Source organism: Polaromonas sp. (assembly GCF_039932935.1).
In the GTDB taxonomy this organism is placed as follows: Bacteria; Pseudomonadota; Gammaproteobacteria; order Burkholderiales; family Burkholderiaceae_C; genus Polaromonas.
The window spans coordinates 43,489-68,944 of the sequence record NZ_JBDTPB010000050.1; the positions used below are offsets into that span (position 1 = coordinate 43,489).

Consider the following 25,456-nt stretch of genomic DNA (forward strand, 5'->3'; position numbering starts at 1 on the left):
AGAATATTTTCTCCGCCTGCCGGGCTTGATGCTTTGTGAATGACTCTTAGCGGGCCTGGCGCGGTGCAGGGCCTGGGCCACGGCCCGCAATGTGGCGGAAGGTAATCCGGCCCTTGCTCAGGTCATAGGGCGACAGTTCCAGCGACACCTGGTCGCCGGCAAGGATGCGGATATGGTTTTTACGCATCTTGCCCGAGGTATAGGCCACCAGTTTATGGCCGTTGTCGAGCGTGACGCGAAAGCGCGAATCCGGCAACACTTCGTCTACCAGTCCATGCATTTCAATCAGTTCTTCTTTGGCCATGATGTAACTCCTAGGGAATTGAAAAAATTGTCCGTGATATCTGTTGTAAAGGCCGGCAATGCTTTATGCGCAGGCCGGCGTTGAGCGCTCGTGAATCCAGCCAAGGGCGTGTTCCGTTGCGTAATGCACGGCCGAGGCCGCGCTTTCAAAGAGGCCGCTGAAGCGCATCACGCGGTCATGCGTGGCGCTGCCGCGTCCGGAGCGGATGGAGACCGATGCAGCGTAGCCTTCGCCTTGCTGCTTCGCCAGTGGTGAGACAAGGTACTTGCCCACCGAGATTTTGTTGTGATCTACGTTCATAAAAAGTCCGTGCCGGGTTATATGTCCCGGCTTGATAAATAAGGAGTAATCGGCTTGCGAGCAAGCCGGAGGGTGTTCGGTTTCCACCCGCCAGGCCCTGGTTCAAGGGGCTGGGCTGGTTGAGCCATGAGTGGGCACTGTCGGGAATAGTGCTCGCCGGGAAAACGGAACAGTGTTGAGAGGGTTCAGCGCTGTATGGGCACTGAAAACACTGTGGATTCGGGCTCTGGGAAGCGCCGCATTTGAGAAGGAAGCCTGTTGGGAAAAGGCCTCGATGTAAAAAGCTGATGCTTTACCGAATCTCTTATTGTAACCGCTGACGCATGAGCTTGCACAAAACCGGGTACAGCGCGAGGCCAGCCCCCTCTTCTTGCAAATAGGGGCCGCGGAACCGGCTTTGCTGGGCCGCAGGCGCAGCGGCGCCCTCGGGGGGCAGGAAACTACATGCAGTGAGCGACCATGAGGGCTCTTCTCTTCCCAAGCAGGGGCCGCGGGACTGGCTTTGCCAGACCGCAGGCGCGGCGGCCCCCTCGGGGGGCGGGGAGCTACACGAATTGAGCGACCGTGAGGGCCATGTTTACCCCTCAAATTGCGGATGAAGTTGCCGAATGCGGTTCATGGCCATACCCGCGGCGGCGGTGCGGGTTTCCACGCCCAATTTGGCATAGACCCGTTCCAGATGCTTTTTAACCGTCGCCGGGCTGGAGCCCAGGATATCGCCGATATCGCGGTTGGTTTTACCCTTGACCACCCAATACAGCACTTCGGCCTCCCGGGCCGTGAGCTTGAAGCTCAGGCTCATGGCTTCCACCACCGCATCGTCGGAAATTTCGCGCATGACGATCAGCCAGTCGCCGCCGCGGTCTCCGTCGTCGGTCTGCTGGTGCAGCCTGAAGGTCAAGCGCCGCGGGCCAAGCTCCACCGCCAGGCGCGGCGGCTCGATCTGTCGCTCGGCCTCGGCCATGTGATGACGCAGCCAGTTCAACACCGGTTCGGGTGTTTGCGGCGCCGATGTGCCGTAGTAGCGCATCAGCAGCTCACGCGCCAACGGCGTTTGCCAGATCAGCTTGCCGTCGGCCTGGCCGCCCATGCGCACCGTGATACTGGCGTACCCGAAAGCGTCCAGCGCGTTGCGTGCCTGGCCCGCCTGCCGCGCTTCCTGCCTGGCGCGGCGGGCGCCCTGCAGATGCACGCCCATTCGCGCCATGACTTCCTTCGGCTTGATCGGCTTGGTGACGTAGTCAACTCCACCGGCTTCCAATGCCGCCACAAGGTACTCGGTTTCCGTGAGACCGGTCATGAAAATAATGGGAATATGAGCTGTTTCGGCCATGGCCTTCAGCCGCTTGGCGACCTCAAAACCATCCATGCCGGGCATCATCGCGTCGAGCAAAATGATGTCGGGCAGAGCCTGCAACGCACGCTGCAGTGCCGCCTCGCCACTGGTGGCCACAAGGACGGTATAGCCTGATTCATCGAGCGCATCGTGCAGGACCGACAGGTTGTCGGGCACGTCGTCCACAATCAGCACGATATCGCTGTTGGCCCGGTCCAGGGTGCGGTCCAGCTTTCGCTCCAGCGCGGGTCCGCCCTCAAGCACGTTGCTCATGGCCTGCCTCCTGGGTGGTCAGCTGGCGGCTCATGGCTTCAAACTGAAACTGCCGCGCCAACACACGCATCTCATCCACAAAGACAGCGGCGTCGGGTCGTTGTCTTTCAATCTCTGCCAGATTGTTCATGATGCCCCGATAGAACCCGAGATTCACCACCTCCAGCAACGCCGAAAGCTGCACGGCATCAGGCAATATACGCGGCACGCTGGCAACCTGGGCCACAGGGACATCGTCATTCGGTGAAACGTCATAACGCCACGTCAGGGCCAATCGCCGCTCCAGCCAGTCGATCAGTTCCGTGTGCCGGACGGGTTTAAGGATGAAGTCTTCCGGGAGAATGCCGGCGTCGTTTTCTGCGCCCTTGTCAAATGCGTTGGCGGAAACAATGGCGAGATGCGTGCCTTCACGCCCCAGCCCGCGCACGCGGCGAAGGGTTTCCCAACCATCAATACCCGGCATGGCGAGGTCCATGAAAATCACATCGGGCTGGTAACCGGTGGCGAGCAAGTCCATGCAATCGTGCCCACTGGCGGCGGTGCGTAGCTCGAACCCCATGGGCTCAAGCAGCTGGACCAGGAGTTCCCGATCAGGCTCTTCGTTGTCCACAACCAGCAGCTTGCGGCGCACGCCTTCGTAGCCGCGCGGCTGACGCCGCACAGGCTTCGTGGCCGCGTCTTTAACTCCCCCTGCAACGACGTGGACCTCTGGCAAAAACAGCCGTATGCGGAAAATCGACCCCGCCCCGGGGGTGCTGATGACCGTCATTTCACCGCCCATGAGGTCCGTCAGCATCTTGGCAATCGTCAAGCCCAAGCCGGCACCGGGTGTGCCTTCCGCACTGTGACCGGCCGTAGTTCCCCGCGCAAAGGGCTCAAAAATCCGGGCCAACTCGGCCTCACCCATGCCCGGGCCGGTGTCTTCAATATCGATGTAGGCCATCTCGCGCGCATGGCGCAATTTGAAATTCACATGGCCTTGTGCCGTGAACTTGATGGCGTTGCCCAGCAAGTTGATCAGGATCTGCCGTACGCGTTTTTCATCCGCCCGCACCAGCTCCGGCAAATTACCGCTGGCCTCAAAGTGAAACCCCAGGCCTTTGGCGGCGGCCTGCAGCTCGAACATGCCTGCCATCTCATGCACGCAGTCTGCGAAATGCATGGGTTTGACATTGAGGGTGAGCTTGCCCGCCTCGATGCGGGCAATGTCGAGCGTTCCCTCAATCAGTGAAAGCAAATGCTCGCCCCCGCGCTTGATCACGCTGACGGCCTGTTTGCGATGCGGCGGAATGGCACTGTCTTCGCCCATCAGCTGCGCATAACCCAGGATGCTGTTGAGCGGTGTGCGCAGTTCGTGGCTGATGGCACTGATGTAGCGGCTCTTGGCCTGGTTGGCCTGGTCGGCGTGACGGCGGGCTTCTTCTGCCACAGTCCTGGCCTGCTGCAGCGCCTCATCTGTTTGCCGATGTGACTCGATCTCGCGCATCAGCAAATGCGTCTGGCGGTTGGATTCCTCTTGCGCGACCTGCCGGCTTTTATGTGCCAGTACCAGCCACCACGCCACGAGCCCAGCAATGACGAGCAAGGCCATGTAGGCCTTCAAAAAACCTGAACGCAGAGCCGGCTCGGGGGGCCCGAGATCTGCCAACGCACTGATTTCCTGGTGGTAGAGCAATCCAAACACGCTCGCCAGCAGCGGCACGATGATCAGCATCAACAACAAAAAATGGCCCAGTCCGGTGTCGAGGTATGGCCAGGCGCGGTGAGGCAGCAGCCAACGTAACGCACCCGACCACTGCGCCGACAAGCTGGCGTGCGGTTTGCAAAGGTCGCCGCACCGCGCGTCCAGCGTGCAGCACAAGGAACAGATCGGCCCCTGGTAGGCGGGGCAATGCGCCATGTCCGGCCCCTCATAGTCGCGTTCGCAAATGACGCACTGCTGCGTCGCATAGCGCTGAAAGGAACCGGACGAAACGTTGGTGCCTGAGGTGCGTGCAATGTAGTACCGACCCCGGGTTGCCCAAGCGATCAGCGGCGCTGCCACGAATGCGGTGCCCATGGCGATCACCGCCGAAAACGCCCGTGCCATTTCGCCGTAAAGCCCCAGATGCGCCGTCACCGACAGCACAGATGCCAGTGCCATGGCGCCAACCCCGACGGGGTTGATGTCGTACAGAAGGGCCCGCTTGAATTCGATGCCCTTGGGAGACAGACCCAGCGGCTTGTTAATGACCAGATCCGCCACGACCGCCATCACCCAGGCAATGGCGATATTGGAATACAAACCCAGCACGTCGCCCAGCGCCTGGAACACATTCATTTCCATCAGCATGAAGGCAATGAGCGTGTTGAACACCACCCAGACCACCCGGCCGGGATGGCTGTGGGTGATGCGCGAGAAAAAATTCGACCAGGCGAGGGAGCCGGCGTAGGCATTGGTCACATTGATCTTGAGCTGCGACACCACCACGAACAGCGCAGTAGCCGCCACAGCCATGCCGTAATTCGGAAAAACATACTCGTAGGCTGCCAGGTACATCTGGTTAGGGTCGACGGCCCGGTCCAGCGGCACCATGTTCGAAATGGCCAGAAACGCCAGACAGGCGCCGCCCAGCATCTTCACCACACCGAGCAGCACCCAGCCGGGTCCGCCGACCAGAACGCCCCCCCACCATCGCCAGCGGTTGGCGGGCGTTTGCACCGGCATGAAGCGCAAATAGTCGGCTTGCTCGCCCATTTGGGTGATGAGCGCAATCCCCACCGTCAAAGCAGCACCAAAAAGGTGCAAATTGAACTCTCCACTCGTCCCAGTTTCCCCGCCGTAGTGCAACACCCCTGAAAACGCACCGGGATCGCGCAACAGCACATAGACAAACGGCACCACCAGCATGACGAGCCACAAAGGCTGCGTCCAGACTTGCAGGCGGGAGATGGCAGAGACGCCGTGAGTGACCAGCGGAATCACCACAAGCGCGCAGATAAGGTAACCCCAACTGGGCGGGATATTGAGCGCGAGCTCCAGCGCATAGGCCATGACGGCCGCCTCCAGCGCAAAAAAGATGAAGGTGAAGGAGGCGTAAATCAGCGAGGTCAGCGTCGAGCCGATATACCCGAAGCCCGCACCGCGGGTCAGCAAGTCCATGTCGACCCCATAGCGAGCGGCGTAAATGCTGATGGGCAGACCTGCCAGGAAGATGATCAGGCCCGTGACCATGATGGCCCAGAAGGCATTGGTCCAGCCGTACTTGACCAGCAAGGTGGCGCCGACGGCTTCCAGAATCAGGAAGGACGCCGCGCCGAAAGCGGTATTGGCCACCCGCCATTCCGACCACTTGCGAAAGCGCTGCGGCGTGAAGCGCAGGGCGTAGTCTTCCATGGTTTCGCTGGCCACCCAGCTGTTGTAGTCGCGCCTGACCTTCACCACGTGCTGTGGCGCTTCGTTCAGGGAGGGGCGTTCGGGGTGCTGCACAGCCTCTTGTCCGCAGGTTTCATGCCACTTGAAGGCCCTTGCCCTGGGCAAAAACCCTGCGCCCGATGGCGTATATCCTGCTTTCAGTCCATCATCAATAATCACCCGATCGATAACCCTGCCTTTTTCAGACGGCTCAGCCAACCCGAAACCAAGCCCCGCACCCCATGGAACTCACTCCACGCGAAAAAGACAAGCTCCTGATCTTCACCGCCGCTTTGCTGGCTGAACGCCGCAAGGCCCGTGGCCTGAAGCTCAATTACCCGGAAGCTGTTGCGCTCATCAGCGCCGCCGTCATGGAAGGTGCGCGCGACGGCAAGTCGGTGGCCCTGTTGATGAGCGAAGGCCGCACCGTGCTGACCCGCGCCGACGTGATGGACGGCATTGCCGAGATGATCGCCGACATACAGGTCGAGGCGACCTTCCCCGACGGCACCAAGCTTGTGACCGTGCACCAGCCCATCGTTTAGCCGGCCCTTGTCAAACCTGATGTTGATTCTTAAAAAACGGAGAACAAGCATGCGCCTTTCCGCTTCCGCTCGCCAGATTGCCCTCCCCGCCATCGCAGCCTTGCTGCTGGCCGCCCTGCCCTTTGCCGCCGGTGCGCACACCGGTGCCGACGAGCACTCACACCTCGGCTTTTTCACCGGCTTTTTCCATCCGCTCACCGGCATGGACCACTTGGCCGCCATGGTCTCGGTGGGTCTGTGGAGCGCCCTGGCCGCGCGCCGGGCCGGGCCTGAGCTGCTGTGGGGCCCGCTGGGTTTTGCCGGGATGCTGCTGGCCGGCGCGGTGCTAGGGTTGCAGGGTATGCAGATTCCTGCGGTGGAGCCCATGATCGCGGCTTCCCTGCTGGTCACCGGCCTGCTGGTCGTTACCCGCTGGCACGTACCGGGTATTGCTGCCGCGCTGATCGTCGGCGTGTTTGCCGTCTTCCACGGCCTGGCCCACGGCTATGAGCTGGCCGACGCCCCCAACGCCTGGGTCACGCTGGCGGGCATGCTGAGTGCCACCGTTCTGCTGCACCTCACGGGCCTGGGCGTCGGCTGGGCACTACGCAGCGCCAATGTCTGGGTGCCACGTGTGGCCGGTGCCCTTGTCGCCATCTTCGGTGTGACCCTGCTGGCCCAACTGGCCTGAAGGGCAAGCCATGATCCCCGGAGAACTCATCACCGACGGCGCTGACCACGAGATCAACGCCGGCCGCCGCACTTTGACGCTGGTGGTACAGAACACTGCCGATCGGCCCATCCAGGTCGGCTCGCACTATCACTTTGCCGAAACCAATGGCGCGCTCGGCTTTGACCGCAACGCATCGCGCGGCATGCGGCTCAATATCGCATCCGGAACCGCTGTGCGCTTTGAACCGGGGCAGCAACGCACGGTGGAGCTGGTGGACTATGCGGGTGACCGCCAGGTCTACGGCTTTCGCGGGCTGACGCAAGGCGGCCTCTGAGGCCCGTCTCGCACAAAAGCCATGACAACACTGTTCATCACCGCTTTTTTTCTGGGGCTGGTTTTTAATGCCGCGCCGGGTGCCGTGTTCGCAGAAACCGTGCGCCAGGGCGCGCGCGGGGGTTTCCAGCCAGCTTTCGACGTGCAGCTCGGCTCATTGGTCGGGGACGCCGCCTGGGCTGTTTTCGGCTTGGCGAGCATTGGCCTGGCGCTGCAGTTGGATGCGCTGCGCTTGCCGATTGGCATTGCCGGTGCAGCCTATTTGATGTGGCTGTCGTGGGACAGCTGGCAGGCGTCAAGGGTTGAGTACAGCGTCGATGCCGCGCCGACAAAGAACAGCCGGCCGATGCGAAAAGGCATGCTGCTGTCCTTGACCAATCCGCAAAACATTGCCTACTGGGCAGCCATGGGTGGTGCGATGGGCGCGGTTGGCGTGTCAAATCCCACGGCCCAGCACTACGGCATATTTTTGGCCGGCTTCATGGTGGCTTCGGTGGTGTGGTGCTTTGTCTGCGCCGCGCTGGTGGACAGACTGTTCCGCCGTGCCGGAACTCAGTGGGCGCGGTTCACTTATCGGCTTTGCGCGGTGGCCTTGCTGGCCCTGGCGCTGGGTAGCCTGCGCGATCTTTTTCAGCCTGCCGCGCAAGCTGCTGCAAGCCCACCGGTTTCCGTGGTGCATCAACCCTAGCGCTCGTTTTACGCCCTCAAGGAATCATAAAAATGGCAACCATTGGACGCCGCGCCTATGCGGAAATGTTCGGCCCCACGGTAGGGGACCGGCTGCGGCTTGCGGACACCGACCTGATAGTCGAGGTTGAGGCTGATTACACCCTGCGCGCCGGCAGCTATGGCGAGGAAGTCAAGTTCGGCGGCGGCAAGACCATTCGCGACGGCATGGCCCAGTCGCAAAGAACCAATGCCGAGGGCGCGATGGACACGGTGATGACGAATGCCCTCATCATCGACCACTGGGGTATCGTCAAGGCCGATATTGGCCTCAAGGGCGGACGCATCGCCGCCATCGGCAAGGCGGGCAACCCGGACGTGCAGCCTGGCGTGGACATCGTCATCGGCCCCGGCACCGAAATCATCAGCTGCGAAGGCATGATCGTCACGGCCGGCGGCATCGACTCGCACATCCACTTCATCTGCCCGCAACAGATCGAGGAAGCCCTGACCTCGGGAGTGACCACCATGCTGGGCGGCGGCACGGGCCCGGCCACTGGCACCTTTGCCACTACCTGCACGCCCGGCCCCTGGAACATCGAACGCATGCTGCAGTCGGCCGACGCATTTCCCATGAACCTGGGTTTTCTGGGCAAAGGCAACGCCAGCCTGCCGGCTGCACTGCACGAACAGATCAATGCCGGCGTGATCGGCCTCAAGTTGCATGAAGACTGGGGCACCACGCCGGCCGCCATCAGCAACTGCCTGGACGTGGCCGAGGCCACTGATACGCAGGTCGCCATCCACAGCGACACGCTCAATGAATCCGGTTTCGTCGAGAACACCATTGCCGCGACCAAGGGCCGCAGCCTGTGCGCCTTCCACACCGAAGGCGCGGGCGGCGGCCACGCCCCCGACATCCTGCGCGTGGTGGGCGAGCAAAACTTTTTACCCTCGTCTACCAACCCGACCATGCCTTACACCGTCAACACGCTCGACGAGCATGTGGACATGCTGATGGTCTGCCACCATCTGGATGCGGGCATCGCCGAAGACCTGGCTTTTGCGGAAAGCCGTATTCGCAAGGAAACCATTGCGGCCGAAGACATCCTGCATGACCTGGGTGCAATCAGCATGTTCAGCTCCGACAGTCAGGCCATGGGCCGTGTCGGTGAAGTCATCATTCGCACCTGGCAGACCGCGCACAAGATGAAGCAACAGCGCGGCAAGTTGCCCGACGACAGCGAACGCCACGACAACTTCCGCATCAAGCGCTACATCAGCAAATACACCATCAACCCGGCTATCGCGCACGGCATCTCGCACGAGGTCGGTTCTGTGGAAGTGGGCAAATGGGCCGACCTGGTCGTTTGGCGGCCGGCGTTCTTCGGCATCAAACCATCGACCATCCTCAAGGGCGGTTTCATTGCCCTGGCCGCCATGGGCGACCCTAATGCGTCCATACCAACGCCACAGCCGGTGCATTACCGGCCCATGTTCGGCGGCTTTGGCGGCGCCATCGCCAAGGGCTCGCTGACCTTTGTCTCGCAAGCCGGGTTGGCCGCCGGCATTGGCGAGCGCTTCGGCCTCGCAAAAAATCTCAGCGCCGTGAAGAACATTCGCGGTGTACAAAAACGCCACATGGTGCACAACCACTATGCGCCGAAAATGGAGGTCGATGCCCAGACCTACCTGGTGCGGGCGGACGGCCAGCTCTTGACGTGCGAACCGGCCAAGAGCCTACCGATGACACAACGCTACTTTTTGTTTTAAGGCGCCATGCTGCAGGTTTCCAAAATCATTTCACAGGGCGCGGGTCTTGCGCCTGTCCTCGTCAAACGCGCGGCCACTGTCGAACTCGACTGGGATGTCCGACAAAAAAGCCGCTTCGACACGACCGACTCACTGGCCCGCCATCTCGGCGTTTTCCTGCCGCGCGGCACACTGGTGCGTGGCGGCGATGTGCTGGTGGCGGAAGACGGCTCCATGGTCAAAGTGGTTGCCGCGCCCCAAACGGTGCTTCGCATCACGGCTTGCCCAACACACGGTTCCCCCTTTGACCTGACGCGTGCCGCCTACCACCTGGGCAACCGGCACGTGCCGATTGAGCTCAAACCCGACCACCTGAAAATTGAGCCTGATCATGTGCTCGCCGACATGCTGCGCGCCATGCACCTGATCGTGAACGAGGTCAAGGAAGCCTTTGAACCGGAGGGTGGCGCCTACAGCGCCGGCGGTCACAGCCACGGCCATGACAGTCACGATCACGGCGAACATGACCACGCCCATGAACAAGCGCCCGCTCAGGCTGCGGCGCCACATGTGCACGGCCCGGACTGCAACCATGTGCACGACCACGGCCACGATCATTCGCACGGGATCAAACCGGTCGCCATCCAGATCCATAAACATAAGCCGCACAGCCACTAGGCGCCCATGGACCTGTCCGTTCCCCCCGCAGGGCAGCTAACGGCGCCCAGCCTGCTCCAGCTGATCTGGCTGGCCTCCCCGGCCTTGCCTGTCGGCGGTTTTTCATACTCGGAAGGGCTTGAAACCGCCATGGAACGTGCGCAACCAGCTACGGAAATGATAGCAAGTGACTGGCTCACCGACCAGCTTCAGTTGGGCCTCGCGCGCGGTGACCTGGCAGTGGTTGCTCAGGCCATTCCTGCCTGGCGCTCGGCCGACCTGTCACGCGTGCGGCAGCTCAATGACTGGGTGCTGCAAACCCGGGAAACCAGCGAACTTCGCGCACAAGCCGAACAGATGGGACGTTCCCTGCTCGACTGGTTACGCAACCACGACGGCGCCAACGTGGCTCACATTGACGCCTGCGCGCAAATGCAACCGACCTTCCCCGTCGCCTTTGCACTCGCGGTATCGCAAACCGAAGCCGGTGCGCGTGATTGCCTGCTGGCCTACGCGTTTGGCTGGGCCGAAAACATGACCCAGGCCGCAATCAAATCCGTCCCTCTGGGGCAAAGCGCCGGTCAGCGCATGCTGGCGCGCCTTGCAGGCGCCATACCCGCAGCCGTCGAGGCCGCCATGCGCTTGCCCGATGCGGAACGCCAGGCCTTTTCACCCATGCTGGCCATCCTCTCGTCACAGCATGAAACCCAGTATTCGCGGCTGTTTCGGTCGTGATCTCCATTGCCATTCTCTAAAGTCACCATGAGCCTGCATCACATTGCCAATCGCACCAAACAACTTCCCCCGCTGCGCGTCGGCATAGGGGGCCCCGTTGGTTCGGGCAAAACCACGCTGCTCGAAATGCTCTGCAAGGGCATGAAGGCGAAATATGACCTGGTCGCCATCACCAACGACATTTACACCAAAGAAGACCAGCGCATCCTGACGGTCAGCGGCGCGCTCGACGCGGAACGCATCATGGGCGTAGAGACCGGCGGCTGCCCGCACACTGCCATACGCGAAGACGCCTCCATCAACCTGGAAGCCATAGACCGCATGCTGGTTGATTTTCCGGATGCTGATGTGGTGTTCATCGAGTCCGGCGGCGACAACCTGGCCGCCACCTTCAGCCCCGAGTTGAGCGACCTCACCATCTACGTTATCGACGTTGCTGCCGGCGAAAAAATCCCTCGCAAAGGCGGGCCAGGGATCACCAAAAGCGATTTGTTCGTGATCAACAAGACCGACCTGGCGCCCCACGTCGGCGCTAACCTGGACGTGATGAGGGCAGACACCCTTCGTATGCGCACAACGGCCAAGGGCCTGAAACCCTTTGTCATGACCAACCTCAAGACCCTCGACGGCCTTGCAGAGGTGATTGCGTTCATCGAGACAAAGGGAATGCTGCCGCAGCCCCGGCACGAAGCCGCATAGCTGCGAGCGGGCAAAAAAAAGCCCGGATGGCCGGGCAGGAAACTGGCCAGGCCAGTGGAGGGAGGTGCGACCCAGGACAGGTCGCAATAAAAGTGTAGCCAAGGCGCGATTGGCGACGTGTAGGACAAGACCCTGAACGTGAAAGTCTCACCCAGCAGCCCCGTCCGGCACCACTAGAGCTCAAATTCACTCGGGTGAACGGTTTCAAACATCTTGCCATCGCGGAAAAACACAACAATCCAGTTGCCGAACTTTTGCGAAGCATGGGCCGGAATCACCTGGTTCAGGGCATTGGCGATGGATTTCTTGACCGGGAGCTCAATTTCCTTCACCTCCGGCGACAGCGCGTCGACGCTGATCAACATAAATGTCCCGCGGTCCTGAATATCAACCCGCGGAAACGACCACCGGGCGCCCGTGGCATGGACAAAAGCCGTGGTGACTTTCTCTGCCGCCTCGGGGGGGAATGCTTGATTGCTCATGATTTTGGTCTCCTGAAATGTGCCGTAACCGAATGTTTCAATCATGGCCGCACACACAGCCTTAGTCACCGTCCGCCAAAATGTTTCAGCCGCGCCACGGCAATAGTTCCAGGAAATAATTCCGCTTTTTTAGCTCTATTTGCTTGACATGCCGAACAGGCGCCCGGCACGCATCGAAAACGCCTTTTCCTGGCGCCGTCGATTAGCCAACTCTTTTTAGGCGCTTCCGTATCGCAGCAAGAATCGCATTTATCACCGACATGGCGGGGGACCCCTCCACCTGCGGTTAAACTATGCGGCTCGGAAGCGTGGCAGAGCGGTTGAATGCAGCAGTCTTGAAAACTGCCGAGGATGCGAGTCCTCCGTGAGTTCGAATCTCACCGCTTCCGCCACTTATTGGCACTAGTTTTTAGCCGCCCTAGAAACATACTCTCCGGTTCAGCTCCCATCGCTGCAACTGCAATCTACTGCTCTGGATTTTTTGCTAATCTGAAAGCAAGGTTTCTAGCACGCGCGGGGCTTAAGCGTCCCAGCGTTTGTGTCATGGAAATCTCCGATCTGCTCAAATCCATGCACTCCACCAAGTGCGCGCCCCGGTGATGTGGTCAAAGTGTACAAGGCCGATCGGTTCGCACGGTCGTTGCTTGGTCTGCTTTCCATCTTGAGCGGACCGAAAAATCCGGCGCCTCGTTCAGAGCCTTTAGCTCCGCACAGCCTTAAACTCCTCCTCAACAAAACGAGGAGAAATTTATGAGAGCGCTGGTTCGAATTTTTGGTCTGATTGCTTTAGCAATGCTCTTAAGTGCGAACGGCAATGCGCAAACTCCTGACCCCTATGAACCAATAGAGGACGTGGTCAAGCTATATAAGGCAGGTGATTTTTATGCCCTTGATAAGTTGGCCACCAAATTACGCATAGAGAAAAACCGGACTCCCAGTGGACGTTGGTATCTTGGCTGGTTTTATGCCAACCTGGATGCTGCCATTCTTGAAGGAAATAATACGGAGACGCAATGGAGCGCCGTCGAAAGCAAACTAAACCGTTGGATAGCGGACTGTCCTCAATCAGCCACTGCGCCGATAGCTCTGGCTACTGCGCAGGAGTCGCACGCCTGGGCTCTTCGCGGCAATGGTTTTGCAAGCACCGTAACCTCTGAAGGGTGGGAAGGTTTCGCAAAGCACATGGCGATTTCTCGCAACACGCTTGAGACAAACAAGAGAATTAGCAGCGATGACCCACAGTGGTATGTCGTGATGCTGAGGGTGGCATTGGCGCAGGGTTGGAAACAAGAGAAGTACTGGGCGCTGTACGAGGAAGCTTTATTGAAAGAACCTCTTTATTACGGGACGTATTTTCAAGCTGCAGAGCGCCTTATCCCTATGTGGGGTGGCAGCATGGAAGAAATTCGGGATTTCGCCAAAAATGCTGTAAAGCGAACTGCCTCGACAGAAGGCAAGGGAATGTACGCACGTATTTACTGGGCCATGTCGCACCGTATAGCACCGGCTCAGTTCCTCGCAGGATCTGGTGAGAGTGCTACTTGGGCTGACATGCGAGCTGGATTTAGAGATGTGATCAAAAGTTATCCCAGCGATTTCAATAAGAATGCGTTCGCGCAATACGCATGCCGATTCGGCGACGTGGATACATTTTTAGCTGTATTCAATAGCTTCCAAGGCCGACTTGACGACGTTATATGGACCGGCAACACCTTTCAAGAATGCAAAGAGTGGGCTGCAAAGCTGCGACCAAACCGGCTGCTTACCTCTACAGGAGAGAGAGACCTCGCAGGAATTGCTGCCGTATCAGAACCAGCACCTTCGCCGTCAAGCGGGCGTTGCAACGCCGCACCTGCTCAATTTACGTTAGGCCGCAATGCCAACGCAGCACTTGAAGACGAAGCGCGAACACGTGCTGGCGCTAAAACCGTCCGGGTGCTCAAGCCCGGGCAGATCGTGACCATGGAGTTCAATGCCGAGCGGCTGAGCTTGACTGTGGATGATGCTGGCCGCGTGACGCGCGTCAGCTGCGGCTAAAACCGCAGTGAAGGCCCGTCAGCGTTTGCGGCCTTGGGCTTCTTCTTTTTCAAGCTGCTGAAGCTGGCGCTTGCGCTTGGCCTTGTTGAGGGACTCGGGCTCTGGGGGACGGTTGCGCAACGCTTCGGCTTCACGCGCTTGGGACTTTTCTTTGCGCTTTTTGTCGCGGAAGTGCACAAACAGCCGGCCCAGCCCGAAGCTGACGGCGCAGCTGATCACCAGAAAAATAATGCCTGAAGTTTCCATAAGATCGTGTGGGCGTTTTCGCTAGTCTGCCAAGAACAATGATTGGAGGTCGTTCAAAAAATCGAAGCCTCGCTCGGTTGGCTTGACGCTTACGAAGTCGCGTTCGATCAGGCCTTTTCGCTCGGCTTCTTCCAGGCCACGCTGGATGGCTGTAATCGGTAGGCCGGTTTTTTCGGTGAAGTCTTGCAGCTTGAAGCCGTCGCGCAGGCGCAAGGTGTTGAGCATGAATTCGAACGGCAAGTCAACGCGGCTGACTTCGCTTTCCTGCGTGATGGCATCACCGGCCAGGGCCTTTTCCATATACAGCTTTGGCTCGCGGTAACGCACCTGGCGGACCACGCGGTGCGCGAAACTGAGCTTGCTGTGGGCGCCGGCGCCTATGCCGAGGTAGTCGCCAAACTGCCAGTAGTTAAGGTTGTGAAAACAACGGTGGCCGGGCCTGGCGTAGGCCGACACTTCATAGCGCTGCAACCCGGCGGCCTGCGTGATCTCGGTGATTTTGTCGAGCATGGCGTAGGCGGTGTCTTCTTCGGGGACCACGGGCGGAAATTTGGCGAAGTAAGTATTGGGTTCGATGGTCAGGTGGTAAATCGAGATGTGGGGCGGCTGTAGCGCCAGCGCCTGCCGCATGTCCTGCTCCAGGCCTTCCATGGTCTGGCCTGGCAGTGCGTACATGATGTCGAGGTTGAAGGTGTCGAAGGCTTGCGCGGCTTCTTCGACCGCGGCGATGGCCTGGGTGCGGTCGTGCACGCGGCCAAGGGTTTTGAGGTGCTTGTCGTCAAAGCTCTGCACACCGACGGACAGGCGCGTGACGCCGGCACTGCGAAAGGCCTTGAAGCGGTCTTTCTCAAAGGTGCCGGGGTTGGCTTCGAGCGTGATTTCGCAATCGGCTTCGAGCCTGAGGCGCGCACGGATATCGGCCAGTAGACGGTCTATGGCCTGCGGCGAGAACAAGCTGGGCGTGCCGCCGCCAATGAAAATGCTGTGCACCATGCGGCCCCAGATCAGGGGCAGCGCTGCCTCGAGGTCGGCCACCACGGCGTCGATGTAGCGTTGTTCGGGCATCTCGCCGGCAACCTCGTGCGAATTGAAGTCGCAATAGGGGCATTTCTTGAGGCACCAGGGTAAGTGCACATACAGAGACAGCGGCGGCAACGCGGCGAGCTGCAGTGTGCCGCTGCGCATGTAGTGCTGGATGTCTTGCTGAGCCATGAGGGAAGAGTGGTTACAGCCAACGCTCGCGCATGAGCTCGATCATCTGGCGTGCGGCTTTACCGCGATGGCTGTTGGCGTTTTTGACTTCAGTGGGCAACTGCGCGAAGGTCTTGCCGAACTCGGGGATGTACATCACCGGGTCAAACCCAAAGCCGTTGCTGCCGACGGGTGCGGGCGCGATTTCTCCGGCAACGCGGCCGGAGGCGATCAAGGGCTCCGGGTCTTCAGCAGACCGTACCGCCACCAGCGTGCTGACCAGCGCCGCGCGCCGCTGGGCGGGCTGCGTCAGGCCGGCCATTTGCTCCAGCAAGGCTTTGACGTTGTTGTCGTCGCCCTTGGCATAGCCAAACTGGGTTGCGTAAAACGCGGTGTCGACGCCGGGCAGGCCGCCAAAAGCATCGACGCACAAACCGGCGTCATCTGCGAGCGCGGGCAGGCCACTGAGGCGTGACGCTTGGCGGGCCTTGGCCAGTGCGTTTTCTACAAAGGTACGAAAGGGCTCTTCCGCTTCCGGCAGGTTCAGCTCGGCCTGGCTTACCAGCGCCAAGCCCAGGGGTGCGAGCATGGCGCGGAGTTCGGCGAGTTTGCCCTTGTTATTGGATGCGAGTACGATTTTCATAAACAAAAAGCGCTCTAGCCCAATAAGGACGAGCGCGAGCAGCTATTAATTTGATAGCGATTGTTTTTGCATCGCGACCAGTTCCACAATGCCTTTTTCGGCCAGCACCAGCAACGCGTCCATTTCCTTGCGTGAAAATGCCGCGCCTTCGGCGGTACCCTGCACTTCCACGTAATTGCCGGCGCCGGTCATGACGACGTTCATGTCGGTGTCGCAGGCGGAGTCTTCGGTGTATTCGAGGTCCAGCAGTGGCACGCCCCGCACGATGCCGACCGAAATCGCCGCCACGTGGTCGATGATGGGGCTTTGCTGCAGTTTGCCGCTGGCGAGCAGGGTGTTCACTGCGTCTTGCGCGGCCACAAATGCGCCGGTGATGCTGGCGGTGCGGGTACCGCCGTCAGCCTGGATCACGTCGCAATCAAGATGGATGGTGCGCTCGCCGAGTTTCTTCAGGTCAAACACCGACCGCATCGACCGGCCGATGAGGCGCTGGATTTCCTGGGTGCGGCCGCTTTGTTTGCCTCGGGCGGCTTCGCGGTCTCCGCGGGTGTGCGTGGCGCGGGGCAGCATGCCGTATTCGGCCGTGACCCAGCCTTCGCCGCTGCCCTTTTTGTGGCCCGGGACTTTTTCTTCAACGGAGGCGGTACACAAAACCTTGGTGCCACCAAATTCGATCAACACCGAGCCTTCAGCATATGCGGTGTAGTGGCGGGTAATGCGCACGGGACGCAAGGCGTCGGCAGCGCGTGCGCTGCTTCGTTCAAACTGACTCATGATGAATGGCTTTCTGGCGGGCGGCCGCATTGAGCGGCGATGATGAATAGATGTGAAAAGGGGCAAGCGGCACCGAAGGCGCCAGCTGCCCCAAGCGGAATCGGCGTCAGGCTTTTCTTGCGGCCGAGCGGCGTATGGCTTCGTTGATTTCGGCGATAGATCGTTCAATCGTCGCCTCATCGAGGTCGTCAACCACCGTGTCCAGCACGCCGGCCTGGATGGTCGACGCGAAGACGCCATCCATGATGCTGTCGGTGGACACCCCTCGGGTGGACTCGAAAGCATCAGGGGTTTCCCACTCCATGGCCAGCACGGTGACGTTGTCGCTGTGTTCGCCGCCAACACGCAGGGCATTTTCGACGAGGTCGGGAACGGCGTCGGATACGCCCTTACCGGCCAGATGGCGAACGATCTCTTCATCGCTCAGGCTGCCCCACAGACCGTCAGAGCACAACAGCAGCTTGTCGCCCTGCTGCAGGGTGACGGGGCCCGTTATGTCAAAGACCGGCTTTGTTGGCGAGCCCAGGCAGGTGAAAAGAATGTTGCGGTTGATGCGTTCAAGCTTGATGACGCCCGCGCTCTGCTGCTCCAGGTACGAATGGTCGCGGGTGCGCGTGAGCAATTCGCCATCGCGCACAACATAGAGGCGCGAATCACCGCAGTGAACCCACGTAGCGCCCGTGCCCTGCAAAATTGCCGCCACAAGCGTGGTGCGTGGCGTGTCGAGCATGCCTTTTTCACTCGCGTAGCGAATGATCTGGTGGTGAGCCGCCATCAGCGCGGTTGAAAGAAATTCAGTGGTGTCTTCGATGACCGGGCGCGCTTCCTTCTGGTACAGCGCGGAAATGGTCTGCAGCGCGAGCTGTGCTGCCACCTCGCCCTCAGGATGGCCGCCCATGCCATCGGCCAGCACAAAGAGGCCCGACTCGCGCGTGTAGCAATAGCCCATGCGGTCTTCGTTTTTCTCGCGCCCGCCTTTTCGGCTTACCTGAAAGACTGAGAATTTCATTTGAATTTCGTCGCATAGCCCGTGGCCTTGCGCGCGGTTTTTTTCGTGTCAGACACCATGTTGTCAAACTGAAGGCGAACCTTTTCGCTGACGGTGAGTTTGGTGTAACGACGCTCACCTTCCCTGCTCAATTCTTTTTGTAGCGCAAATACCGACTGAGGCCGCGACAGCGGATCAAGGGACATACACCACTCTACAACCTCGATCAGGTTGTCGGAATACACGCCACGCAGACGGGACAGTGCAAGCGACAGACGGTCTTTTTCAAGGCGCTGCGGCGCATCGTTGGGAGGGTAGCCCTGCATGGTGGCGTAAATACACGCGCCAATGGCGTAGATGTCGGTCCAGGGTCCCATGGAAGAGTCTCTGCGGTACATCTCGGGTGCAGCAAAACCTGGCGTGTACATCGGGCGGATGAAATTGCCTTCCTTGCTCAGCACTTCACGGGCAGCGCCGAAGTCAATCATCACGGCTCGGTTGTCGTCGGTGATGAAAATATTGGCGGGCTTGATGTCCAGGTGGAGCATCTTGTGCTGGTGCACGATGCGCAAGCCGCGCAGGATTTCGTCGAACAACGAGCGGATGGTCGACTCGCGAAACACTTTCTGTTTTTTGAGTTCACGGGCCGTGATGATGAAATCCTGCAGGGTTCCACCCTCCAGGTAATTCATGACCATGTAAACGGTCTCGTTTTCGCGGAAGAAATTCAGCACGCTCACCACGGAGCCGTGCGAAATCTGGGCCAGCGAACGGCCTTCTTCAAAGAAACTTTTGAGCCCGAGGCGGTAAAGCGAGAGTTTTTCGGCTTGGACCTGGGGGAGCAGCTCGCCCGGTGAACGGCTGGCGAGGGAGGACGGCAGGTACTCCTTGATAGCGACTTGTTGACCCTCGTTGTCGACGGCCAAGTAAACTACGCCAAATCCACCGGCTGAAAGCTTTCGCACAACACGATAGCCACCAATCACGGTGTCGGGCGGCAACGGTGCGGGCTTGACCTTTGACATAATTTGGGATGCGCCAGAATGACATTGACATTCTGGTCTTGTTCTCTCTCTAGTAAAGCGTATTTACAAATGTCAGTTTACAGCATGACGGGTTATGCAGCCGTGCAATCGAGCACGGCGCAATCCGCCCCGGAAACTGAATCGGGCGTGGATGCCAATTCCCGGCTGGGCGTCGAAATACGATCCGTCAACAGCCGGTTTCTTGATCTGGCCTTTCGCCTACCCGACGAATTGAGGCAGGCCGAACCTGCATTGCGCGAATTGCTCACCGGCAAACTCAAGCGAGGCAAGGTGGAAGTAAGGGTTTCTCTGGAAAGCACTTCTTCCAGCAGCTTGCGAGCGCCGTCATCGGCTACCTTGCAAAGGCTCGGGTCACTGGAAGACAGCATCAAGTCCTGGCTGCCGCAGGCACCTGCGCTCAGCGTCGCGGATATTCTGCGGATAGCCACCAATGAGGACAAAAAGCCACACGATTACAGCGACGAGTTGCTCAAATTGGCGAAAAAAGCATTGAAAGAGCTGATGGCCGCCCGCGAACGCGAGGGAGCACGGCTGGCCGAGATGCTGCTTGACCGCACGGCGCAGCTGCGTGCGCTGGCAGCTCTGGCGGTCCCCCTCGTACCCAAACTGGTGGAGCTGCAGAAAACCCGCTTTCTGGAACGCTGGAAGGAGGCCATGGCCCTGTCCGACGGTGCCGCACTGCCGGAAGTCGCGCAGGACAGGGCATTGACAGAGGCTACCGCCTTTGCCATCCGTATTGATGTCGCGGAAGAAATCACCAGACTGTCGTCTCATTTAGACGAAATTGACCGCCTTCTGGCGAACGGCGGCGAACTGGGCAAGCGCCTGGATTTCCTGATCCAGGAACTGCATCGGGAAGCCAATACACTGGGGTCCAAATCGGCGTCGCTCGAGCTGACACGCATTTCTGTGGACATGAAAGTACTGATCGAACAGATCCGCGAGCAGGTCCAGAACATTGAATAGGCCCACCAGCCTTCCCAAAAACACCAAAAATTTCGCCCAGGACGCATGGACTACCCCGGAAACCTCTTTGTTGTTGCCGCCCCCAGTGGGGCAGGTAAATCCAGCTTGGTCAAAGCCCTTCTGGAGCTCGATTCACGCATCCAGCCAGCGGTGTCACACACCACCCGCCCCCCCCGCGGGCAGGAAAAACACGGCAGGGAATACTTCTTTCTCTCGCCCGAGGATTTTGACGGCATGGTGTTGCGCGACTCTTTCCTGGAATGGGCGCATGTGCACGGCCACCGGTACGGCACCTCGCGGCAGACCATAGAAGAACGCATTGCCACCGGCGCCGACGTGATCCTGGAGATTGATTTTCAGGGCGCCATCAATATCAAGCGGATTTTTGCCAATGCGGTACTGATTTTCATCCTGCCGCCGAGCTGGGAAGAACTGCGCTCCCGCCTGCAGCGACGTGGCGAAGACACAGCTGAAGTCATCGAACTAAGGCTCAAAAACGCTGCCAGCGAGATGGCCCAAGCCCGGGAATTCGACTTCGTTATAATCAACGAGTTGTTTGAGCGGGCAGTTTTCGACCTGAAAACCATAGTGCATGCCCAGCGGCTCAAGTTTTCGGCCCAGCGGCGAGCCCGCGCCGAGACCTTTCAGGCCCTTCAAATTCCCTGATTCACTGCTTTCACGTTACCGATCACACCGGAGATCACCATGGCCCGCATTACCGTTGAAGACTGCCTCGAAAAAATCCCGAACCGATTCCAGCTGGTTCTGGCTGCTACTTATCGTGCACGCATGCTCAGCCAGGGGCACGCTCCAAAGATTGAAAGCAAGAACAAGCCTGGCGTCACTGCCTTGCGCGAAATTGCCGACGGCAAGATCGGCCTGGAAATGCTGAAAAAAGTGCCTTCCTGAGCCCGACCCGACCCCGCAAAAAAGCACCGCCATGCGGTGCTTTTTGCATTTCCGGCTGTATAAAGTCCATGTTTTTCACGATTTATTCATGCCGCGATACATTTAAGGCATGAGCGCCCTGCTTTCGCCCGTTGTTTTGGGCAAATCAACCCCCGCCGCCGCCAACGCTGCGGCCGCGAGTTTTGCCGCGCTCACAGCCAAGCTCGACTACATGAGCGCCGGCGACATCGACAATGTCCGCCGCGCCTATCGCTTTGCCGATGAGGCCCATTTGGGCCAGCTGCGCAACAGCGGCGAGCCCTACATTACCCACCCGATAGCCGTTGCACAGCAATGTGCCGAATGGAAGCTCGACGCCCAGGCGCTGATGGCGGCCTTGCTGCACGATGCGATCGAAGACTGCGGCGTCACCAAGCCGGAGCTGATAGAGCGGTTTGGCGCTCCCGTGGCTGAGCTGGTGGACGGGCTGACCAAGCTGGAAAAACTGGAATTCAACACCCGGGAAGAAAACCAGGCGGAATCCTTTCGGAAAATGCTGCTGGCGATGGCCCGCGACGTTCGGGTCATTTTGATCAAGCTGGCCGACCGGACCCACAACATGCGCACGCTGGGCGATGTCCCGCGTACCAAATGGACCCGCATTTCAAGCGAAACCCTGGATATTTATGCCCCCATTGCGCACCGACTGGGGCTAAACACCACTTATCGCGAATTGCAGGACCTGTCATTCCAGCATTTGCACCCTTGGCGCTACGCCACCTTGACCAAGGCCCTGCAGCGCGCGCGCGGGCGCAGGCGCGACGTGATCAAGCGGGTGCAGGCGGAAGTCGAGTCGGCATTCACCAACGCCCGCGTGCCGGTGATGATCTCGGGGCGTGAAAAGACGCTGTATTCCATCTACCGAAAGATGGATGAAAAGCACCTGTCGTTTGCCCAGGTGACCGACCTCTACGGGTTTCGGGTGATCGTGCAGGATCTCACGGCGTGCTACACCGCCATGGGGGTCTTGCACCAGCTCTACAAGCCCCTGCCGGGCAAGTTCAAAGACTACATTGCCATCCCGAAGATCAACGGCTACCAGTCCTTGCACACCACGCTGGTCGGCCCTTTCGGCACCAATATCGAGTTTCAGATGCGCACCGAGGCCATGCATGTCGTGGCGGAATCCGGCGTAGCGGCCCACTGGCTTTACAAGGCAACGGACCCCGACAGTGATGCTTCTCAACGACTGGGAACGCAATGGTTGCAGTCGCTGCTCGACATCCAGCAGGAAACACGTGACGCCGCTGAATTTTGGGATCACGTCAAGATTGACCTGTTTCCCGAGGCGGTTTATGTCTTTACGCCGAAAAGCCAGATCATGGCCATGCCGCGTGGTGCGACGATCGTGGATTTTGCCTATGCCATCCACAGCGACGTGGGGCATCGCGCGGTGGCGGCCAAAGTCAACGGCGAGCAGGTTCCGTTGCGTTCCGAATTGCACAACGGCGATGTGATCGAAATCATCACGGCCTCCGTCTCCAGCCCCAATCCGGGTTGGCTTGGATTTGTCCGCACGGGGAAGGCCCGCTCCAAGATCCGTCACCACCTGAAAACCATGGCGCTTTCGGAGTCGCAGGACCTCGGGGAAAAAATGCTCGCCCAGGCACTGCGCGCAGAGGGCATAGAGCGAGACCGTCTCCCCGAGGACGACGAAGCCCATCACGCCATCTGGGAAAAAATCCTGCGCTTCACCGGAAATCGCTCGCGAGCGGACCTGCTGACCGATATCGGGCTGGGCAAGCGAATTGCCAGCATGGTGGCCAAGCGTATCGTAACCCTGCTCGCCGAGACGGGTGAAAAACCCAATGCCTTGCTGATGAGCCGTGAGCGTTACACCGCTCATGAGTCCGTGTCGCAAGGCGGCCTCGTCATCGATGGCAGCGAAGGTGCGTCGGTGCAATTTGCGCCCTGCTGCCGGCCCATTCCGGGCGACGACATCGTGGGCTATCTGGGTCGGGGCGAAGGCCTGGTGATCCATACTGACGACTGCGCCGTCGCCAAGCGGCTGCAGCACCGCGACAGCGAGCGCTTCATCGCAGTGGACTGGTCGGACGAGCCGGTGCGCACCTTTGAGACAAACCTCTTGGTCACTGTTTCGAACGGAAAAGGTGTACTGGCACGCGTGGCGGCGGCACTGGCCAGCGCCGAGGCGGACATCACTCACGTGGACATGGGGCAGGAGCCTTCGCATGACGCCACGGATCTCCGCTTTGGTGTGGCGGTGCGAGACCGCATACATCTGGCATCGGCCTTGCGCAGTGTGAAACGCACGCCCTCAGTACTTCGGGTGCAACGCGCCAAATCGTCCGGCTAAGCGGCTGGCGGTTTCTCAGGCGCCGGATAGTCCACATTCAGAACCTCGAGCGTCTGGACACCCTGCGGCGTGACAAGGTTCACCTCATCGCCCACTCGTGATTTAAGCAAAGCCCTTGCAACAGGCGATATCCAGCTGATTTGTCCCATGGCACTGTTGGCTTCGTCAATGCCCAAAATGGTCACGGTCCGTTCGACGCCCTGACCATCAACAAATCCCACTGTTGCGCCGAAAAAAACCTGGTCACTGCCATGGTGTATCGATGGGTCGCTGATTTCCGCAATTTCCAGTCTTTGGGTCAAAAACCGGATACGCCGGTCAATCTCTCGCAGGCGTTTTTTGCCGTAATGGTAGTCGCCATTTTCCGAACGATCCCCGTTGCTGGCGGCCCAGTGGACCACTTCCACCATTTTGGGGCGCTCGTTGTCGATCAAGTCCAGCAACTCGCTGCGCAGCCGCTCGTAGCCTTCTGGCGTGATGTAGTTTTTCCCACCAACGGGCAGCGGCGCGAGGGCCGGCTCATCGTCTTCCGGCTCGGTTTCTTTGGTAAAGGCTTTGTTCATGCGCGGGCCACCTTAGCACGCATGGCCAATGGTTGCGAATGCCTCTAGAAATCTTCCATGTTCAGCACCAGGGGATTGTCAGCCGTGTAGCTCACACCTGGAACGACAAGGTCGGCAGCCCGGGCTTGAATCATTTCGGCATCGCGTGCATAGGCTTTTTTCAGAGACTCCGGCTCCTGAACGGCGCCAAAGTATTCCTCCATCGCCTCGCGCGAAATCCTGACTGGAATGGTAGTGCCCGCGTGCGGCAGGCCAAACCCCAGCCAATCACCATGGTCTTCGACATCCTGTGATTCCATGCTTATTTCTCCTCCGCAATGAGCTTCCAGAATAACGGAGCTCGCGGCGGGCGTACAGCCCGTCCGGCGTCATACCAGCCTAGGAAAAACCACTACCGCCCGGAAACACCAAGGACCAGGGGCTCTTAAAAGAGCCCCACAAAGAAAAATAGCCTAGAGGGGTGAGCCTCTAGGCTATTGAAATACATCAGAAATGTATGGTGCGGCTGGCAGGAATTGAACCCACGACCCCTTGGTTCGTAGCCAAGTACTCTATCCAACTGAGCTACAGCCGCTAAGCCTCAAATTATAGCTCATTTGGATGGACGGGGATAAAAAGCCTCCGCTGGAAAATCGGTAAGGCCAATGTAGCAAAAAGGCAAATTGGCCTGACCTTTTGGCGCGCATTGCCATGTCTTATGCCACGGTCGCGTAAACTGCAGTCACGCGGAGGACTCATGCTGGACCAACTCAAGCAAGTCGATAACCGTCGGCTATACCAACAAATTGCCGACCAGATACGCACCTTCATAGACAAAGGCAACTACACCGCCGGCATGCGCCTGCCGCCTGAGCGCGACCTGGCCCAGCAGCTGGGCGTATCACGCCCCTCGGTGCGCGAGGCCCTGATTGCCCTGGAAATTGAAGGCAGTGTAGAAGTCCGCATGGGCGCTGGCGTGTACGTGTGTAACGCAGCGCAACGCAAGCCCCAAGCCTTGGCCACCATGGGCGAAAGCCCCATCGAACTCATGCGGGCGCGGGCCGCCATTGAGGGCACAGTCGTGCAACTGGCCTGTGCAAAGGCTACACCCCAGGCCCTGGCAGCACTGCGCCAGATCCTGGACAACATGCTCGCGGCCGTGGCGCAAGATCGATCCCCTTTGGTGTTTGACCGCCAGTTTCACGAGACCATTGCCGCCATGACGGATAACGCCGTGCTGGAGCGCATTGTGGGTGAGCTGTTTGACGAGCGGCACAGCCCGATCGCCACGCGGGTGAGTGCACACTCTGAAACGGGCCAAACCTGGGCCGTCGCGTTGCTGGAGCACGAGGCCATTTTGCGTGCACTGGAAAACCGCGACGTGCTGGCAGCGCAAACGGCGCTGCGCATGCACCTGCTGGCCTCTGAACAGCGCTGGGTGGAAAACAACAGCCGCGAATGGTCTTGAGCTAAGCCCCACGCTTCTAACGCCCACTGGTCAGGCCTGTGCCCTGCACAGGCTTTTTTTCGCCGTTTCGGCCTGGTTTTAGCTCAACATTGCGGGTAAATCCCAGTGCACATCAGCATCTTGGTAAGGCCAAATACGCCAATCGCGTCAGGTGGCCTTACC

At 59.5% G+C, this 25,456-nt stretch carries 27 protein-coding genes and 2 tRNA genes; 15 read left to right on the forward strand and 14 right to left on the reverse strand.

The genetic code is table 11. From position 1 onward, the window contains the following. Window positions 1-46: 46 nt before the first annotated feature. The 4 genes from infA to ABI546_RS09655 form a co-directional block, all read right to left on the reverse strand. Entirely contained in the window at window positions 47-304 is a 258-nt protein-coding gene (infA, locus tag ABI546_RS09640) for a translation initiation factor IF-1 (protein WP_092132708.1), read from the reverse strand. A 63-nt stretch (window positions 305-367) separates the two neighbouring features. Continuing rightward, on the reverse strand, window positions 368-604 hold the full coding sequence (locus ABI546_RS09645; protein WP_348046377.1) for a hypothetical protein: 237 nt from the start codon (window positions 602-604) through the stop codon (window positions 368-370). A gap of 577 nt (window positions 605-1,181) precedes the next feature. Beyond that, on the reverse strand, window positions 1,182-2,213 hold the full coding sequence (locus ABI546_RS09650; protein ID WP_348046378.1) for a response regulator transcription factor: 1,032 nt from the start codon (window positions 2,211-2,213) through the stop codon (window positions 1,182-1,184). Continuing rightward, entirely contained in the window at window positions 2,197-5,589 is a 3,393-nt protein-coding gene (locus ABI546_RS09655; RefSeq protein ID WP_348046434.1) for an ATP-binding protein, read from the reverse strand. The genes ABI546_RS09650 and ABI546_RS09655 overlap by 17 nt, the downstream gene beginning before the upstream one ends. A gap of 260 nt (window positions 5,590-5,849) precedes the next feature. On the opposite strand from ABI546_RS09655, the gene ABI546_RS09660 reads away from it, so the two are divergent. Genes ABI546_RS09660 through ureG form a run of 8 tightly spaced genes read left to right on the forward strand, consistent with a single transcriptional unit; the run spans window position 5,850 to window position 11,646 of the window. Then, on the forward strand, window positions 5,850-6,152 hold the full coding sequence (locus tag ABI546_RS09660; protein ID WP_348046379.1) for an urease subunit gamma: 303 nt from the start codon (window positions 5,850-5,852) through the stop codon (window positions 6,150-6,152). A 49-nt stretch (window positions 6,153-6,201) separates the two neighbouring features. After that, the gene (locus ABI546_RS09665; protein ID WP_348046380.1) at window positions 6,202-6,822 is read left to right on the forward strand and encodes a HupE/UreJ family protein; all 621 of its coding nucleotides are present in this window, start codon (window positions 6,202-6,204) and stop codon (window positions 6,820-6,822) included. A 10-nt stretch (window positions 6,823-6,832) separates the two neighbouring features. Beyond that, window positions 6,833-7,138, forward strand: a complete 306-nt coding sequence (locus tag ABI546_RS09670; RefSeq protein ID WP_348046381.1) for an urease subunit beta — start codon at window positions 6,833-6,835, stop codon at window positions 7,136-7,138. 21 nt (window positions 7,139-7,159) lie between these two features. Beyond that, window positions 7,160-7,825 carry a LysE family transporter gene (locus ABI546_RS09675; RefSeq protein ID WP_348046382.1) on the forward strand — a complete coding sequence of 222 codons (666 nt, stop codon included), beginning with the start codon at window positions 7,160-7,162 and terminating at the stop codon, window positions 7,823-7,825. A 32-nt stretch (window positions 7,826-7,857) separates the two neighbouring features. After that, the gene (ureC, locus tag ABI546_RS09680) at window positions 7,858-9,576 is read left to right on the forward strand and encodes an urease subunit alpha (protein WP_348046383.1); all 1,719 of its coding nucleotides are present in this window, start codon (window positions 7,858-7,860) and stop codon (window positions 9,574-9,576) included. Window positions 9,577-9,582: 6 nt separating this feature from the next. Next, complete coding sequence (gene ureE, locus ABI546_RS09685) at window positions 9,583-10,233, forward strand: urease accessory protein UreE (protein WP_348046384.1); 651 nt, start codon at window positions 9,583-9,585, stop codon at window positions 10,231-10,233. Window positions 10,234-10,239: 6 nt separating this feature from the next. After that, on the forward strand, window positions 10,240-10,947 hold the full coding sequence (locus ABI546_RS09690; protein ID WP_348046385.1) for an urease accessory UreF family protein: 708 nt from the start codon (window positions 10,240-10,242) through the stop codon (window positions 10,945-10,947). Window positions 10,948-10,974: 27 nt separating this feature from the next. Then, window positions 10,975-11,646, forward strand: coding sequence for an urease accessory protein UreG (ureG, locus tag ABI546_RS09695; protein ID WP_348046386.1), 672 nt, complete (start codon window positions 10,975-10,977; stop codon window positions 11,644-11,646). Window positions 11,647-11,819: 173 nt separating this feature from the next. Here the strand turns inward: ureG and ABI546_RS09700 are convergent, their stop codons facing one another. Then, window positions 11,820-12,173, reverse strand: coding sequence for a hypothetical protein (locus ABI546_RS09700; RefSeq protein ID WP_348046387.1), 354 nt, complete (start codon window positions 12,171-12,173; stop codon window positions 11,820-11,822). A gap of 257 nt (window positions 12,174-12,430) precedes the next feature. Here ABI546_RS09700 and ABI546_RS09705 point away from each other — a divergent pair. Further along, window positions 12,431-12,520: transfer RNA gene (locus ABI546_RS09705), tRNA-Ser, on the forward strand. A 358-nt stretch (window positions 12,521-12,878) separates the two neighbouring features. Continuing rightward, on the forward strand, window positions 12,879-14,165 hold the full coding sequence (locus ABI546_RS09710; protein ID WP_348046388.1) for an I78 family peptidase inhibitor: 1,287 nt from the start codon (window positions 12,879-12,881) through the stop codon (window positions 14,163-14,165). A gap of 18 nt (window positions 14,166-14,183) precedes the next feature. Here the strand turns inward: ABI546_RS09710 and ABI546_RS09715 are convergent, their stop codons facing one another. The 6 genes from ABI546_RS09715 to ABI546_RS09740 form a co-directional block, all read right to left on the reverse strand. Continuing rightward, complete coding sequence (locus ABI546_RS09715; RefSeq protein WP_348046389.1) at window positions 14,184-14,411, reverse strand: hypothetical protein; 228 nt, start codon at window positions 14,409-14,411, stop codon at window positions 14,184-14,186. 21 nt (window positions 14,412-14,432) lie between these two features. Further along, window positions 14,433-15,623 carry a radical SAM family heme chaperone HemW gene (gene hemW, locus ABI546_RS09720; protein WP_348046390.1) on the reverse strand — a complete coding sequence of 397 codons (1,191 nt, stop codon included), beginning with the start codon at window positions 15,621-15,623 and terminating at the stop codon, window positions 14,433-14,435. A 13-nt stretch (window positions 15,624-15,636) separates the two neighbouring features. Further along, complete coding sequence (rdgB, locus tag ABI546_RS09725) at window positions 15,637-16,245, reverse strand: RdgB/HAM1 family non-canonical purine NTP pyrophosphatase (RefSeq protein WP_348046391.1); 609 nt, start codon at window positions 16,243-16,245, stop codon at window positions 15,637-15,639. 45 nt (window positions 16,246-16,290) lie between these two features. Continuing rightward, the gene (gene rph, locus ABI546_RS09730; RefSeq protein WP_348046392.1) at window positions 16,291-17,019 is read right to left on the reverse strand and encodes a ribonuclease PH; all 729 of its coding nucleotides are present in this window, start codon (window positions 17,017-17,019) and stop codon (window positions 16,291-16,293) included. A 106-nt stretch (window positions 17,020-17,125) separates the two neighbouring features. After that, window positions 17,126-18,028, reverse strand: a complete 903-nt coding sequence (locus tag ABI546_RS09735) for a PP2C family serine/threonine-protein phosphatase (RefSeq protein ID WP_348046393.1) — start codon at window positions 18,026-18,028, stop codon at window positions 17,126-17,128. Continuing rightward, the gene (locus ABI546_RS09740; protein ID WP_348046394.1) at window positions 18,025-19,032 is read right to left on the reverse strand and encodes a serine/threonine-protein kinase; all 1,008 of its coding nucleotides are present in this window, start codon (window positions 19,030-19,032) and stop codon (window positions 18,025-18,027) included. Before ABI546_RS09740 ends, ABI546_RS09735 begins: the two co-directional genes overlap by 4 nt. 69 nt (window positions 19,033-19,101) lie before the next feature. Here ABI546_RS09740 and ABI546_RS09745 point away from each other — a divergent pair, with 69 nt between their 5' ends. The 4 genes from ABI546_RS09745 (at window position 19,102) to ABI546_RS09760 (ending at window position 23,284) form a co-directional block, all read left to right on the forward strand. Further along, window positions 19,102-20,019: a YicC/YloC family endoribonuclease gene (locus ABI546_RS09745; protein WP_348046435.1), complete on the forward strand. Its 918-nt coding sequence runs from the start codon at window positions 19,102-19,104 to the stop codon at window positions 20,017-20,019. A gap of 45 nt (window positions 20,020-20,064) precedes the next feature. After that, complete coding sequence (gmk, locus tag ABI546_RS09750) at window positions 20,065-20,685, forward strand: guanylate kinase (protein WP_348046395.1); 621 nt, start codon at window positions 20,065-20,067, stop codon at window positions 20,683-20,685. 39 nt (window positions 20,686-20,724) lie between these two features. Continuing rightward, window positions 20,725-20,928: a DNA-directed RNA polymerase subunit omega gene (rpoZ, locus tag ABI546_RS09755; RefSeq protein ID WP_348046396.1), complete on the forward strand. Its 204-nt coding sequence runs from the start codon at window positions 20,725-20,727 to the stop codon at window positions 20,926-20,928. Between the two features lie 109 nt (window positions 20,929-21,037). Then, the gene (locus ABI546_RS09760) at window positions 21,038-23,284 is read left to right on the forward strand and encodes a bifunctional (p)ppGpp synthetase/guanosine-3',5'-bis(diphosphate) 3'-pyrophosphohydrolase (RefSeq protein WP_348046397.1); all 2,247 of its coding nucleotides are present in this window, start codon (window positions 21,038-21,040) and stop codon (window positions 23,282-23,284) included. Here the strand turns inward: ABI546_RS09760 and greB are convergent. From greB to ABI546_RS09775, 3 genes are all read right to left on the reverse strand, one after another. Further along, window positions 23,281-23,847: a transcription elongation factor GreB gene (gene greB, locus ABI546_RS09765; RefSeq protein WP_348046398.1), complete on the reverse strand. Its 567-nt coding sequence runs from the start codon at window positions 23,845-23,847 to the stop codon at window positions 23,281-23,283. The two genes, ABI546_RS09760 and greB, sit on opposite strands and share 4 nt — an antisense overlap. Before the next feature lie 44 nt (window positions 23,848-23,891). Continuing rightward, window positions 23,892-24,146, reverse strand: coding sequence for a hypothetical protein (locus tag ABI546_RS09770; protein ID WP_348046399.1), 255 nt, complete (start codon window positions 24,144-24,146; stop codon window positions 23,892-23,894). Between the two features lie 198 nt (window positions 24,147-24,344). After that, window positions 24,345-24,421 (reverse strand) — tRNA-Arg (locus ABI546_RS09775). A gap of 162 nt (window positions 24,422-24,583) precedes the next feature. Between ABI546_RS09775 and ABI546_RS09780 the strand changes: the two genes are divergently transcribed. After that, window positions 24,584-25,294 (forward strand): FadR/GntR family transcriptional regulator, encoded by a 711-nt coding sequence (locus tag ABI546_RS09780; RefSeq protein WP_348046400.1) that lies wholly within the window; start codon window positions 24,584-24,586, stop codon window positions 25,292-25,294. Window positions 25,295-25,456 lie beyond the last annotated feature (162 nt).